Raw genomic sequence first — 14376 nt, 5'->3', positions numbered from 1 at the left:
TGGCCAACGGTCTGTGGCCACCAGAGAAACCTGTGGGAGCTTGCCCGCGATGTTTCTAGCGGCTGGCGAGCAGTGCCTGGCCGCGAACCACAGCCTTTTTCACCTGCGCGGGTGCAGTCCCGCCGATATGGTCACGGGCATTCACCGAGCCTTCAAGGGTCAGCACCGCGAACACGTCCTGGTCGATCTGGTCGCTGAACTTGCGCAGCTCTTCCAGGCTCATTTCCGCCAGGTCCTTGCCACTTTCAACGCCGTATTTCACGGCATGCCCAACAATTTCGTGGCAGTCACGGAATGGCAGGCCACGACGGACCAGGTAGTCGGCCAGGTCAGTCGCAGTGGAAAACCCGCGCAGGGCCGCTTCGCGCATCATGGCGTGCTTGGGTTTGATCGCCGGGATCATGTCGGCGAACGCCCGCAGCGAGTCGCGCAAGGTGTCGGCGGCGTCGAATAGCGGTTCCTTGTCTTCCTGGTTGTCCTTGTTGTAGGCCAGGGGTTGGCCTTTCATCAGGGTCAGCAGGCCCATCAATGCGCCGAATACGCGGCCGGTCTTGCCGCGAACCAGTTCGGGCACGTCCGGGTTCTTCTTTTGCGGCATGATCGAGCTGCCGGTGCAGAAGCGGTCCGGCAGGTCGATGAACTGGAACTGCGCGCTGGTCCAAAGCACCAGTTCTTCGGAGAAGCGCGACAGGTGCATCATCGCGATACTGGCGGCCGAACAGAATTCGATGGCGAAGTCACGATCGGAAACGTTGTCCAGCGAATTACCGCCGACAGCGTCGAAATTCAGCAGCTGGGCGGTGTACTCGCGGTCGATCGGGTAGGTGGTGCCGGCCAGCGCAGCGCTGCCCAAGGGCATGCGGTTGGTGCGCTTGCGGCAGTCGACCAGGCGCTCGTAGTCACGGCTGAGCATTTCGAACCAGGCCAGCATGTGGTGCCCGAAAGTCACCGGCTGCGCGGTTTGCAGGTGGGTGAAGCCCGGCATGATGCTGTCGGCTTCGCGCTCGGCCTGCTCCAGCAGCCCTTGTTGCAGGCGGGTGATTTCGGCGAGGATCAGGTCGATCTCGTCACGCAGCCACAAGCGGATGTCGGTTGCGACCTGGTCGTTACGGCTGCGCCCGGTGTGCAGTTTTTTTCCGGTCACGCCGATGCGATCGGTCAGGCGCGCCTCGATGTTCATGTGCACGTCTTCGAGGTCGATGCGCCAGTCGAATTGTCCGGCCTCGATTTCACCCTGGATGGTGTTCAGGCCATCGATGATGCTGTCGCGTTCGGCGTCGGTCAGTACGCCGACCTTGGCCAGCATGGTGGCGTGGGCGATCGAGCCCATGATGTCGTGGCGATACAGGCGCTGGTCGAAGGTGACGGAGGCGGTGAAGCGGGCGACGAAGGCGTCGACGGGTTCACTGAAGCGGCCGCCCCAGGACTGATTGGTCTTGTCAGTGCTCATGAATTCGCTCGTATCGGGTGAAATAAAGTGACGTTGGAAGCTGTGGCGGATAATAACAGGGTTGCCAAGCCTGTCGCTGACACTGGTCGACAGGAATGATTTCAGAGGCTGCCGAGCCGGGGCAGGTCCGACTTTCAATAATTCGCACAACGATATTTTTCGATTGAGCAATATCGCGCCGGCAACCGTCTACAGTTGGACAGAGGGATCAGCGCACTTCCGGGCGCTGCAACTGGCTATAAAAAGAGGGGGTGTGCATATTGTGTATCAGCAAACCCTACGGCGATGCCTCGCCAACGCGGGCCTGGGCCGATAATTGCCCGGATGATGAAAATTTAGCCGTCGTTCCAGCGGCACTTTTTGGCCCTCGCGCTAGTCTTAGCGTGGATCGCGGTGACGGACGTCACTTCACCTGTCTACGCTATCCTTGTGCGAGACTCACGCAGGAATCCAGCGCAATATGAATGTCCTGATCGTTGATGACGAACCCTTGGCCCGCGAGCGCCTGAGCCGAATGGTTGGCGAACTCGAGGGATACAGCGTCCTGGAGCCTAGCGCCACGAACGGCGAAGAGGCGTTGGCACTGATCGACAGCCACAAGCCGGATATCGTGTTGCTCGATATCGGCATGCCAGGCCTTGATGGCCTGCAAGTGGCTGCAAGATTGTGCGAACGCGAAACCCCGCCCGCCGTGGTGTTTTGCACAGGGCCCGATGAATTTGCCGTGGAAGCCTTACAGGCCAGCGCCGTAGGCTATCTGGTGAAACCTGTGCGCACCGAACACTTGCAAGAAGCGTTAAAAAAAGCCGAGCGCCCCAATCGCGTCCAGCTCGCTGCACTCACCCGTCCTGCCGCCGAGACTGGCAGCGGCCCGCGAAGTCATATCAGCGCCCGAACCCGTAAGGGCATCGAGCTGATCCCGCTGGGCCAGGTGGTCTATTTTATCGCCGACCACAAATATGTGACGTTGCGCCACGAAGGCGGCGAAGTGCTGCTCGACGAGCCTCTCAAGGCGCTTGAGGATGAATTCGGCGACCGGTTCGTGCGTATCCATCGCAATGCGCTGGTGGCTCGCGAGCGAATTGAACGCCTGCAACGTACGCCTCTTGGGCATTTCCAGCTGTACCTCAAGGGCTTGAATGGTGATGCGCTGATCGTCAGTCGCCGCCATGTGGCGGGCGTGCGAAAAATGATGCAGCAGCTTTAACTCGCGGTTCACAGGCGTTTTGTCCAGCGGCTTGCAGGACATCCGAGGCCAGGGAGGCCACTACGTTTCTGATACAAGTCAAAGTGGATTTGGCTGAGCTGTTATTATCCGCCGTATCTATTCAGTACGGATTGATCCATGTCCTCTCGCGAAATCCGCATCGCCACCCGCAAAAGTGCTCTCGCCCTGTGGCAGGCCGAATATGTCAAAGCCCGCCTGGAACAGGCCCATCCGGGACTGCTGGTAACACTGGTGCCAATGGTCAGTCGCGGCGACAAGCTGCTCGACTCGCCGCTCTCGAAAATCGGTGGCAAAGGCCTGTTCGTCAAGGAACTGGAAACGGCACTGCTGGAAAACGAAGCGGACATCGCCGTGCACTCAATGAAAGACGTGCCAATGGACTTCCCCGAAGGCCTGGGGCTGTTCTGCATCTGCGAGCGCGAAGACCCGCGCGACGCTTTCGTCTCTAACACCTACGCAAGCCTGGACGAACTGCCTGAGGGCAGCATCGTCGGTACCTCCAGCCTGCGTCGCCAGGCCCAGTTGCTGACTCGTCGCCCGGATCTGGAAATCCGTTTCCTGCGCGGCAACGTCAACACGCGACTTGCCAAGCTCGATGCAGGTGAATATGACGCGATCATCCTGGCAGCTGCCGGCCTGATTCGACTGGGCTTCGAAGACCGCATCACCTCGGCCATCAGCGTCGACGACAGCCTGCCTGCCGGCGGTCAGGGCGCAGTGGGCATCGAGTGCCGCAGCGTCGATACGCAAATCCACGCCTTGCTGGCGCCGTTGCACCATCAGGACACGGCTACCCGTGTCACCGCCGAGCGAGCCCTGAACAAGCATCTGAATGGCGGCTGCCAGGTGCCGATCGCCTGCTACGCCGTGCTTGAAGGCGAGCAGGTCTGGTTGCGCGGCCTGGTGGGTGACCCAAGCGGCGGCCTGTTGCTCAGCGCCGAGGCACGTGCACCACGCAGCGAGGCCGAGGCCCTTGGCGTGCAAGTGGCTGAAGACCTCCTGAGCCAGGGTGCCGATGACATCCTCAAGGCGGTCTATGGCGAGGCAGGTCACGAGTGACTTGCTGGCGCCTGTTGCTGACGCGTCCAGCCGATGAGTCGATGGCACTGGCTGGCGTGTTGATGGACGCGGGAGTTTTCAGCAGCAGCTTGCCGCTTTTGGACATAGAGCCTCTTCCCGTTTCTGCCAACATGCGCGAGGTGATCCAGAGGCTGGATCGCTTCGATGCGGTGATCGTGGTCAGCAAACCCGCCGCCAGGATCGCCGTCGAGTTGCTCAGCCAGTATTGGCCAGAGCCACCGGCCTTGAAGTGGTTCAGCGTCGGCGCAGCTACCGCGCAGATACTCGATAAGCATCGTCTGGACGTCAGCTTTCCCGAGCAGGGCGATGACAGCGAAGCATTGCTTGAGCATGACGCGTTTCGCCAGGCAATCGCCGGGCCTGCTTCGCGTGTGTTGATCATGCGCGGGGAGGGCGGGCGCGAATTGCTCGCTGAGCGTTTGCGCGGGCTTGGTGCTAGTGTCGAGTATCTGCAGTTGTACCGTCGCGAATTGCCCCACTACCCGCCGGCAACGCTGCCTGAGCGGATCTGCGCGGAACGCTTGAACGGGCTGGTGGTCAGCAGTGGACAGGGTTTTGAGCACTTGCATCAATTGGCTGGCGATTCCTGGCCGCACTTGGCGCAGTTGCCGTTGTTTGTACCGAGCCCCCGGGTCGCCGAAATGGCACGTGCTGCCGGGGCGCAAATAGTTGTGGATTGTCGTGGCGCCAGTGCCGCGGCCTTGCTGACGGCGTTACGGGAGCATCCCGAACCCGTTCTCTAATGCAAAGGATGGATACGTGAGCGAAACAGCCTTGCCAAAAGATGACGTCCAGCCAGTGCTGCATGCCCCGGTTGAAGATCCGATTGATACCGTACCTCCTGCTCCCGTGCAGCGCCGTGGCAATGGCCTGGCAATCGTCGCGCTGTTGCTGGGTGCTACCGGCGTTGCTGTCGGTGGTTGGGGTGTCTGGCAGGTGCGTCACCTGCAGGCCAATAACCAGCAACAGCTGAGCCAGGTGCAGGCCTTGAACGATCAGGCGCAGAGCCTGAAACTCAATGAGCAACGCCTGAGCGCTCGGTTGGAGCAACTGCCCCCTGCCGATGAACTTGAAGCCCGCAGCCGCTTGGTGGCTCAGTTGCAAGGCGATCAGCAGCGCCTGAACCAGCGCCTGGAGACCATCCTCGGTGCCAGCCGCAAGGACTGGCGCCTGGCTGAGGCGGAGCATTTGTTGCGTCTCGCCAGCCTGCGCCTGTCTGCTTTGCAGGACATCAGCAGCGCTCAGGCCCTGGTCCAGGGTGCCGACGAAATTCTGCGCGAACAGAACGATCCGGGCTCCTTCGCTGCCCGCGAGCAAGTGGCCAAGACCCTGGTCGCGCTACGCAGCACCGAGCAGCCGGACCGCACCGGACTGTTCCTGCGCCTGGGCGCATTGCGCGACCAGGTGATTAACCTCACCGAGCTGGCGCCGGAGTACAAGGACCGTGGCGAGTCGTTGCTGGGCCTGACCGCCGATGGCGATGGCGCAAGCCGCTGGGCTCAATGGTGGGACCAGATCTCGCGCTACATCCGCCTCGACTTCAACGCCGACAAGAATGTTCGCCCATTGCTGGCAGGCCAGAGCCTCAGCCAGGTGCGCCTGGCGCTTAGCCTGGCCCTGGAGCAAGCCCAGTGGGCTGCACTGAATGGTCAGGCTCCGGTGTACACCCAGGCCCTGGCCGAAGCCCGGGACATACTCAAGGGCAACTTCAACCCGGACAACCCGCAGAGCAAAGTGATGCTTGAGCAGGTGGGTGAGCTGAGCAAACAGCCGGTGACCGTGGTGACCCCGGACCTCACTGGCGCACTGAGCGCGGTGCAAGGGTACCTGGAGCGACGCAACGTCAACGCCGAGGCCTCCGTCAAGCCGATGGCCAAGCCTGCCGCTGACACCGCGCAGGAGGCCACGCCATGAAACGCCTGTATGTGATCGTGTTTCTGGTGATAGCTGCTGCGGCCGCGCTGGGCCTGGCGATTGCCGAGCATTCCGGCTACGTGCTGATCGCCTACAAGAGCTTTCGTTTCGAATCGAGCCTGTGGGCTACCCTCGCGCTGGTGGCCGTTTTGTGGCTGGTGATTTGGGGCATCAAGGCGCTGATCGAACTGGTGATGACATCCAGTGGCGTGGTCAATCCCTGGTCGCGACGCAATCGCAGTCGCCGCGTGCAGGTCGCGATCGAACATGGCCAGCTGGATCTGGCCGAGGGCCGCTGGGCCAGTGCGCAGCGTCACCTGCATCGAGCTGCGGAAGCCGAGCGCCAACCGCTGCTTTACTACCTCGGCGCTGCCCGCGCGGCCAACGAACAAGGCAAGTACGAAGAGAGCGACAACCTGCTCGAGCGGGCGCTCGAGCGCCAACCACAGGCCGAGCTGGCGATTGCCTTGAATCATGCGCAACTGCAGACCGATCGAGGCGACACCGAGGGTGCCCTGGCGACGCTTCAAGCCATGCACGAGCGCCATCCGCATAACGTGCAGACGTTGCGCCAGCTGCAACGCCTGCATCAACAACGGGGCGATTGGTCGGCAGTGATCCGGTTGTTGCCGGAATTGCGCAAGGACAAGGTACTGCCACCTGCCGAGCTGGCCGACCTGGAGCGCCGTGCCTGGGGTGAGAACCTGTCCCTGGCAGCGCAGCGGGAAGAGGACGGCACTGTCGGCCTGCAGTCGCTCAACAGCGCCTGGCAGAAGCTGACATCGGCCCAGCGCCAGGAGCCGCAACTGGTGCTGGCCTACGCCGAGCAGCTGCGCCAACTGGGTGCCCAGGTGGAAGCGGAAGAGGTGCTGCGCACAGCGCTCAAGCGTGATTACAACAGCCACCTGGCGCGTCTTTACGGGCTCGTGCGCGGTAGCGACCCGGTGCGGCAGCTGCAAACTGCCGAGGGCTGGCTCAAGGATCATCCGGCCGATCCGAGCCTGCTCCTGACACTGGGCCGCCTGTGCCTGCAAAGCAGTTTATGGGGCAAGGCGCGAGACTATCTGGAGAGCAGCCTGCGAGTGCAGCGTAATCCGGAAGCCTGTGCAGAACTGGCGCGGTTGCTGGCGCAATTGGGTGATACCGAACGCAGCAATCAGCTGTTCCAGGAAGGGTTGGGCCTGCTGGACGAACGCTTGCTGGCGGCACCGTTACCCGTACCGATCCGCGCTTGAGTTCGAGGTAGGGGGCTCGAGATGAGGGGGCTCGCTCCCTCGTCAAAAAGCACCCTGCTGCTGTCAGATTATTCCCCTCAATGTGCCGAGTCGGCTTATTCCTACAGACGGTTACGTCAGATCCTAGCGCATCTGTCGTGGTTTCCCACCCTCGCTGTGGAACTCTCCCTGCTGTAGTACCTTGAAAGATCCGCGCGCTTTCCTCTAACGTAATTGCCTGTCTCTTACTGTTACGGAAATGCCATGTCTTTGGCCCGCACACGCTCCTTGTTCTTCATGGTTTTCGTCGCAGGTGCCCTGGCGTTAGGCATTTCCTATTACCTGCAATACGCAGTCGGCCTCAGGCTGTGCGGCCTGTGCATCCTGCAGCGCGGCTGCCTGTGGTTGCTCACGGGGGTGTGCTTGTCTGCTTGCCTGCATGGCCCTGGCCGTGCGGGTACGCTGGTGTATGGGTTGCCGGTGTTGATCAGCAGTGTGGCGGGAACGGTTACGGCATGGCGTCAAGTCGTGCTGCAGAGCGATCCGCTGCATCACCTGTCCGACTGCTCCGCGAGCCTGGCTGATGCTTTTGCCAATACATCCTGGTCGGGCGCACTGAAGCAGATGTTCGAAGGTACTTTCGATTGTGCCGAGATTTCATGGACGCTGTTCGATCTGAGCATCCCGGAGTGGAGCCTGCTGTTCTTCTTTGCAGTGACAATTGTGGTTGTTTTTCAACCGCTCGGGCTTCTGTGGCGCACCTTTCGGCGACCACTCAGCGGCGAGTCGTCGCAGGGCAGTCTGGCGCGCGATTAAACACTTGTATGAACTTTATCTCCTGCGTACCTTGAAGCCACAGTCGCGCGGGCATAATCTGGCCCGCACGTGTCATTGGAATTATGTTGCTCGAATGACGCTCTGCCTGACCGATCCTTGACCTTCAAGTGCGTGACAGGTGTAGGGCAGCATGACCCACAAGGGAAGAGAGATCACCATGCTCGAAAGTTGTCAGAATGCTCAAGAACGATGGGGTGGAGTGCATCTGCTGATCGATCGCTGGTTGCAGGAGCGTCACGAACTGGTGCGGGCTTATGACGATCTCGGCGAAAAGCCCGAGGCGCTGAGCGAGAACCGCAAGCCTTTGCAGGAATTCTGCGGTGTGCTGGTCGATTACGTCTCAGCCGGGCATTTCGAGATCTACGAACAACTGACAGGGGAGGCCAAGGCCTTCAATGACAAGCGTGGGCTGGAACTGGCCGAGACCATTTACCCGCGAATCGACGTCATCACTGAGAAGCTGCTGGCGTTCAACGACCTGTGCGATGCAGGTCAGTGCGTGGCGGAGAAGTTCAAGGAGCTCGGTGGCTTGTTGCACGAGCGCTTCGAACTGGAAGACTGCCTGATCGAAGTGTTGCACACCGCGCACAAGGAAGAAGATCCGGTTCAGGCCTGAATTTCTTTGTGCAGTACCTTAAAAAACGGTGCGCTTGGCGCGCCGTTTTTTGTGCGTGGAATTCAGCCTTTCGCGTCGCGTAATTCCACCTCGAATACCAGGGGCGTGAAGGGCGCAATCAGGTCCCCGGCACCTTCGGCGCCATAGGCTTGCGCCGATGGAATCACCAGTCGCCATTTCGCGCCCACCGGCATGTTCTGCAGCGCCGTACGCCAGCCCGAGATCACACTGTCCAGGCTGAACCATTGCGGCTGGCTGTTTTGATCGAACACCGTGCCGTCGGGGAGGCGTCCGATGTACAGCACCTGTACCTTGCCATTCGGACCGGCCTTTGCTCCGGCACCTGGCGTCAGTTCCGTCAGCAGGATGCCGTCCTCGATTTCCCGAGCGCCAGGTCGGGCCTTTTCCGCGGTGAGAAAACGCTGTTCTTTTTCGAGGGCAATTTCGCTTTGCGGCACTGTCGGTTGCTCGGCAATTTGCGCTTCATGTTCGGCCAGGATCTGCTCGATCTGTTCGTCTTTCAGTGCCAGGGGCTTGCCCTGATAAGCCTGCTGCAAACCGTCGAGCAGTGCCTGCACTTGAAGGTCAGGTACCTCCTGGCGCAGCCGTTCGCCGAGGCTCGCCCCCAGGCTGTAGGCGAGATTGTGAGCGTCGGTTTCGGTGGTTTTTTCCGCAGCCTGAGCCACTGAAAAAAACACGCACAACGATAAAAAAAGATAACGCGACATGGGCACTCTCCGGCCTGAGATGCGGCCGATTATGCCAGTGCGAATGCAATGAACGGTGAACTGCTTTCGGGCGGGAGCAGAAGTTTTGCTGTCAGGTGCAACGCAACGCTTTCGATACTGTCAACATGGCCTAGCGGCGGTGTCTGCAGAGGTCTAGTATGAGCCGCACCCACGTCAGCCAGGAGGTAAACCATGTCGGCCACCAAGAAGCCTGTAAATACTCCGTTGCACTTACTCCAACAATTGTCGGGCAGCTTGCTCGAGCATTTGGAAACTGCTTGTTCGCAAGCCTTGGCTGATGCTGAAAAACTGCTCGCCAAGCTGGAAAAACAGCGCGGTAAAGCGCAGGAAAAATTGCACAAATCCCGTACCAAATTGCAGGACGCTGCGGCGGCCGGCAAGGCTAAGGCGCAAGCCAAGGCCAAGGATGGAGTCAAGGAACTTGAAGACCTGCTCGATGCCCTCAAGGATCGTCAATCCGAGACCCGCAACTACATCCTGCAACTCAAGCGTGATGCTCAGGAAAGCCTGAAACTGGCCCAGGGTGTCGGTCGTGTTCAAGAGGCTGTCGGCAAGGCGTTGTCCCTGCGTTCGGCCAAGCCTGCTGCGGCACCTGCCAAGAAAGCCGCAGCCAAATCGACAGCTGCAAAAGCACCCGCCAAGGCTGCTGCCAAACCAGCCGCGAAAGCACCGGTGAAAGTGGCTGCTAAAAAACCAGTGGCTGCCAGTGCTGCCAAGCCGGCTGCTAAATCGGCTGCGGCAAAACCAGTTGCCAAGCCAGCGGCCAAAACTGCTGCGGCAAAACCGGTAGCCAAGCCGGCGGCGAAAACCGCTGCAGCCAAACCTGCTGCTAAATCCGCAGCGGCAAAACCAGCTGCTGCCAAAACCGCTGCTGCAAAAGCGCCTGCCAAACCTGCCGCTAACAAACCGGCTGCAGCAAAAAGCGCAGCAGCCAAACCAGCTGCTAGAACTGCAGCCGCGAAGCCTGCTGCCAAACTTGCTGCAGCTAAACCGGCCGCGGCGAAACCTGCTGCCAAGCCGGCCGCCAAATCCGCTGCAAAAGTGGCGACCAAGCCTGCTGCCAAAACGGCCGGTGCGAAACCTGCTGCCGCTGCCAAGCCAGCCACCGCTGCAAAACCAGCTGCTGCCAAGCCAGCTGCGAAACCTGCAGCCAAGCCAGCGGTGAAAAAGCCCGCCGCTGCGAAGCCGACTTCGACCCCTGCTGCCAAGCCGGCAGCGCCTGCATCATCGTCGAACTCAGCTCCGGCTTCGCCAACCACCGGCAGCACTTCGGCCCCTGCGGCGGCGCCAACGCCAGCTGCATCGTCGAACACAGGCACTACCCCAACCAGCGCTTCCTAAGTGCCGGTCACCGCGACGCGCAGCTGATGCAGCGCGTCGCGGCCAACGTTGGTGGTGTCCGCCGCGACACCTTCCAGCCAGGCCGTTGATCCGGCCTTGTCATTCTGCGGCCACTGCTGCGCGGTTTTTTCCAGTCGCGACAAAAGAATTTGCTCGCCTTCAAGTTCCAGCGCCTTGACTTTTTCCCGCAAGATATTGAGGTCTGTATCGTCAGCTGCGGCGGCTTTCCACTGGCCGCGTAATGCACGAAGGGGCTGAATCACGCCCGCATCCCAGCCTTCGACTACTTCCCGCAGTTCCAGCAATCGCAGTTCGTTAAAGACTACCCCTCGGTGTTCCAGCCACAATCCGCACAGCAGCAGGCACACGTTCGTGCCCGCCGATTGCAGTTGCAGGCACGCCCGCTCAGCGCCGGGCCTCGCGTAAGCGTCAAGGGAAAAGCTCCACAGGTCAGAGGACATAGTGCTACTCGCGCCAGTTGCGAGCGAAGCTGGTAGACTCCGCCGCCATTATGATTCGACTTCAGAACCTGACTTTACAGCGTGGCCCGCAACGTCTGCTAGAAGACGCCGAGCTGACCCTGCACGCCGGCCACAAAGCCGGCCTCATTGGTGCCAATGGCGCCGGCAAATCGAGCCTGTTCGCCCTGCTTCGGGGTGAGCTGCACCCGGACTCGGGTGACTGCTTCCTGCCGGCCGACTGGCGCATCGCCCACATGCGCCAGGAAATCGAGACGCTCGAACGCATTGCGGTCGACTACGTGCTCGATGGCGACCTTCGCCTGCGTGAGGTGCAACATGACCTGGCGGCGGCGGAAGCGGCGCACGACGGTGCCGCTCAGGCCCGCCTTCACTCTGAACTCGACAGCGCCGATGGCTACACCGCTGATGCCCGGGCTCGCAAGCTGCTGGCCGGCCTGGGGTTCACTAACGAACAGATGGATCGTCAGGTCGGGGATTTCTCCGGTGGCTGGCGGATGCGCCTGAACCTGGCGCAGGCACTGATGTGCCCCTCGGACTTATTGCTGCTCGACGAACCCACCAACCACTTGGACCTCGACGCCATCATCTGGCTTGAGGAGTGGCTGAAAAGTTATCCGGGCACCTTGTTGCTGATCTCCCACGACCGGGATTTCCTCGATGCGGTGGTCGACCACGTGGCCCACGTCGATCAGCGCAAGATCACGCTGTATCGCGGTGGCTACACCGCGTTCGAGCGTGCCCGTGCCGAACGCCTGGCCCAACAGCAACAGGCCTACGAGAAGCAGCAGGCGCAGCGAGCGCATATGGAAAGCTACATCGCGCGCTTCAAGGCCCAGGCCACCAAGGCCCGTCAGGCCCAAAGCCGGATCAAGGCGCTGGAGCGGATGGAAGAGTTGTCTGCGGCCCATGTCGATTCGCCGTTCGACTTCGTCTTCCGCGAATCGACGAAGATTTCCAGCCCGCTGATCGACCTGTCCGATGCCCGCTTGGGCTACGGCGAGAAAACCGTGCTGGAGAAGGTCAAGCTGCAACTGACCCCTGGCGCACGGATCGGTTTGCTCGGCCCTAATGGTGCCGGTAAGTCGACCCTGATCAAGAACCTTGCGGGTGAGCTGGAGCCCTTGGCCGGTCGACTGACCCGTGGCGAAAACACGGTCGTCGGTTACTTTGCCCAGCATCAGCTTGACTCCCTGGACTCCAAGGCCAGCCCGTTGCTGCACTTGCAGCGCCTGGCGCCTACCGAGCGCGAACAGACGTTGCGGGACTTCCTCGGGGGGTTCGACTTCCGCGGTGCGCGCATCGACGAGCCGGTGCTGAATTTCTCCGGGGGCGAGAAAGCGCGCCTGGCCTTGGCATTGATCGCCTGGGACCGGCCGAACCTGCTGCTGCTCGACGAACCCACCAACCACCTTGACCTGGAAATGCGCCTGGCGCTGACCATGGCCTTGCAGGAATTCACTGGTGCGGTCCTGGTGGTCTCCCACGACCGCCACCTGCTCAAAAGCACCACTGACAATTTCTACCTGGTCGCCGATGGCAAGGTCGAGGAGTTCGACGGCGATCTGGACGACTACACCCGTTGGCTGGTGGAGTATCGCCAGCGCAATGCGCCGGTCAGCAACACGCCGGTCAATCCGGACAAGACCGACAAGAAAGCCCAGCGCCAGGCCGCCGCTGCCTTGCGCCAGCAGTTGGCGCCGCACAAGCGCGAGGCCGACAAGCTCGAAGCCGAACTGGGCAAGCTGCACGAAAAGCTGGCCAAAATCGACGTGAGCCTGGGCGACAGCGATATCTACGAGCCGGCCCGCAAGAACGATTTGCGTGACCTGCTGGCCGAACAGGCAAAGCTGAAAGTGCGTGAAGCCGAGCTCGAGGAGTCCTGGATGGAAGCCCTCGAGTTGCTCGAAAGCATGCAGGCGGAGCTGGAGGCGTTGTCCTGATGGAGGCCTTCAGGCTGCCGCTGTCTGCCATGTGGATAGAGCCGCTGTGGCTGGTGCTGCAGATCCTGCTGATTTTGCTCGCGGGTTACATCGCCCAGCGCTTTGTTGCCAAATGCCTGAACCGCCTGGGGGAGCGTTATCCGTTTCCCCCTCAGCTGCTGCTGCCGCTGCGAGGCGGCCTGCGCTGGCTGATCATGGGCAGTGCGCTGATTTTCGTGCTGGAGCGCCTGGGCGTGTCCGCGACAGTGCTGTGGACAGCATTGTCCGGTTTTGTTGCGGTCGCGGCGGTGGCGTTCTTCGCCATGTGGAGCGTGCTGTCCAACTTGCTGTGCGCGATCCTGATCTTCACCGTGGGGCCGTTTCGCATTGGCGACGTGGTCGAACTGGTCGATACCACCGACAAGCCGGGCGTGAAGGGGCGGGTGATCGCGATCAATCTGCTCTACACCACCTTGATCGAGGCCGAAGAGCTGGGCACCGGCAGTGCCATGGTGCAAGTGCCCAACAGCCTGTTCTTCCAGCGTTCGGTTCGGCGGTGGCGGGGGAGTGATGTGTTTCCTTCGAGCGGGTTCGAGAAGTAATCCTCAAGATCACAGCCTTCGGCAGCTCCTACAGGAGGCGCGTTTCCATGCAGGAGCTGTCGGAGGCTGCGATCTTTTGCTTTTCCCCCCGAGCCGCATTAGCTTAGAGACCTGTCAAAAGAGTCTCGGTCGAGGTGTGCAATGGAGCTTCAAACATGGCTGGCGTTCTTTGCCGCCTGCTGGGTGATCAGCCTGTCTCCCGGTGCCGGCGCCATTGCGTCGATGTCCAGTGGTCTGCAATACGGTTTCTGGCGCGGTTACTGGAACGCCCTGGGCCTGCAGATCGGCCTGGCGGTGCAGATTGCCATTGTGGGTGCCGGTGTTGGCGCGATCCTCACAGCGTCGGCCACAGCCTTCCATGCGATCAAGTGGTTTGGCGTCGCCTACCTGGTATTCCTCGCGATCAAGCAATGGCGCGCATTGCCCAATGACATGAGCGACGATGCCGCAGTGCGCCAGATCGGCAAGCCGATGGCCCTGGTGTTCCGTGGTTTCCTGGTCAACATCAGCAACCCCAAGGCCCTGGTGTTCATGCTGGCGGTGCTGCCGCAGTTCATCGACCCCCATGCGCCACTGCTGATCCAGTATTTAGTGATCGGCGCCACCATGGTCTGCGTCGACCTGATCGTCATGGCCGGTTACACCGGCCTGGCGTCCAAGGTGCTGCGCATGTTGCGTACTCCCCAGCAGCAGAAACGCATGAACCGCACGTTTGCCGGTTTGTTTATCGGCGCGGCAGCGTTCATGGCGACGTTGCGCAAAGCCGCAGCGTAAAGCCCCGATGCTGGAAAAAAAGCGACCTGCGGGTCGCTTTTTTGTTGAATGCCCATCCGTATAACCCGAAGCCGAAAGCTGATTACCGCGCGGTGCGCGGGACAAGCAATCGCAAAATAACCAGACAATCGGCATCGAGCCTGCGAACAACGCTTGAGTGAATCTCATTC

The 14376-nt window shown here is 61.0% G+C and carries 14 protein-coding genes; 11 read left to right on the top strand and 3 right to left on the bottom strand.

The annotated features are described in order from the left end of the window. Nucleotides 1-55: 55 nt before the first annotated feature. The gene (gene argH, locus HYI44_RS04715) at nt 56-1450 is read right to left on the bottom strand and encodes an argininosuccinate lyase (protein WP_045059683.1); all 1395 of its coding nucleotides are present in this window, start codon (nt 1448-1450) and stop codon (nt 56-58) included. 460 nt (nt 1451-1910) lie between these two features. Here argH and HYI44_RS04710 point away from each other — a divergent pair, with 460 nt between their 5' ends. The 7 genes from HYI44_RS04710 (at nt 1911) to rsd (ending at nt 8339) form a co-directional block, all read left to right on the top strand. Next, a complete protein-coding gene (locus HYI44_RS04710) occupies nt 1911-2657 on the top strand; it encodes a LytR/AlgR family response regulator transcription factor (RefSeq protein ID WP_045059682.1) in 747 nt (248 codons plus the stop codon). Between the two features lie 138 nt (nt 2658-2795). Further along, a complete protein-coding gene (gene hemC / locus HYI44_RS04705) occupies nt 2796-3737 on the top strand; it encodes a hydroxymethylbilane synthase (protein WP_122841022.1) in 942 nt (313 codons plus the stop codon). Continuing rightward, nucleotides 3734-4501: a uroporphyrinogen-III synthase gene (locus HYI44_RS04700; protein ID WP_122841023.1), complete on the top strand. Its 768-nt coding sequence runs from the start codon at nt 3734-3736 to the stop codon at nt 4499-4501. Before hemC ends, HYI44_RS04700 begins: the two co-directional genes overlap by 4 nt. A gap of 16 nt (nt 4502-4517) precedes the next feature. Beyond that, nucleotides 4518-5672, top strand: coding sequence for a uroporphyrinogen-III C-methyltransferase (locus HYI44_RS04695; RefSeq protein WP_225568880.1), 1155 nt, complete (start codon nt 4518-4520; stop codon nt 5670-5672). Continuing rightward, entirely contained in the window at nt 5669-6907 is a 1239-nt protein-coding gene (locus HYI44_RS04690) for a heme biosynthesis protein HemY (RefSeq protein ID WP_225568879.1), read from the top strand. Before HYI44_RS04695 ends, HYI44_RS04690 begins: the two co-directional genes overlap by 4 nt. 243 nt (nt 6908-7150) lie before the next feature. Beyond that, complete coding sequence (locus HYI44_RS04685; RefSeq protein ID WP_225568878.1) at nt 7151-7702, top strand: disulfide bond formation protein B; 552 nt, start codon at nt 7151-7153, stop codon at nt 7700-7702. A 178-nt stretch (nt 7703-7880) separates the two neighbouring features. Next, on the top strand, nt 7881-8339 hold the full coding sequence (rsd, locus tag HYI44_RS04680; protein WP_122841027.1) for a sigma D regulator: 459 nt from the start codon (nt 7881-7883) through the stop codon (nt 8337-8339). A gap of 62 nt (nt 8340-8401) precedes the next feature. Here the strand turns inward: rsd and HYI44_RS04675 are convergent, their stop codons facing one another. Next, nucleotides 8402-9067, bottom strand: coding sequence for an FKBP-type peptidyl-prolyl cis-trans isomerase (locus HYI44_RS04675; RefSeq protein ID WP_122841028.1), 666 nt, complete (start codon nt 9065-9067; stop codon nt 8402-8404). A gap of 192 nt (nt 9068-9259) precedes the next feature. Here HYI44_RS04675 and HYI44_RS04670 point away from each other — a divergent pair, with 192 nt between their 5' ends. After that, nucleotides 9260-10429, top strand: coding sequence for an AlgP family protein (locus HYI44_RS04670; protein ID WP_225568877.1), 1170 nt, complete (start codon nt 9260-9262; stop codon nt 10427-10429). Here HYI44_RS04670 and HYI44_RS04665 read toward each other — a convergent pair. Next, nucleotides 10426-10890 (bottom strand): TIGR02444 family protein, encoded by a 465-nt coding sequence (locus tag HYI44_RS04665; protein ID WP_225568876.1) that lies wholly within the window; start codon nt 10888-10890, stop codon nt 10426-10428. The genes HYI44_RS04670 and HYI44_RS04665 overlap by 4 nt on opposite strands. A 50-nt stretch (nt 10891-10940) precedes the next feature. On the opposite strand from HYI44_RS04665, the gene HYI44_RS04660 reads away from it, so the two are divergent. The 3 genes from HYI44_RS04660 (at nt 10941) to rhtB (ending at nt 14206) form a co-directional block, all read left to right on the top strand. Further along, entirely contained in the window at nt 10941-12851 is a 1911-nt protein-coding gene (locus HYI44_RS04660; RefSeq protein WP_045059672.1) for an ATP-binding cassette domain-containing protein, read from the top strand. Continuing rightward, nucleotides 12851-13432 (top strand): mechanosensitive ion channel family protein, encoded by a 582-nt coding sequence (locus HYI44_RS04655; protein ID WP_045059671.1) that lies wholly within the window; start codon nt 12851-12853, stop codon nt 13430-13432. Before HYI44_RS04660 ends, HYI44_RS04655 begins: the two co-directional genes overlap by 1 nt. A 141-nt stretch (nt 13433-13573) precedes the next feature. Continuing rightward, entirely contained in the window at nt 13574-14206 is a 633-nt protein-coding gene (rhtB, locus tag HYI44_RS04650) for a homoserine/homoserine lactone efflux protein (RefSeq protein ID WP_122841034.1), read from the top strand. Nucleotides 14207-14376: the final 170 nt, after the last annotated feature.

The organism is Pseudomonas sp. Y24-6 (assembly GCF_020295325.1).
Taxonomy (GTDB): domain Bacteria; phylum Pseudomonadota; class Gammaproteobacteria; order Pseudomonadales; family Pseudomonadaceae; genus Aquipseudomonas; species Aquipseudomonas gregormendelii.
Note: the sequence above shows the minus strand (reverse complement) of the source record. Positions and strands in the feature narration are given on the sequence as shown.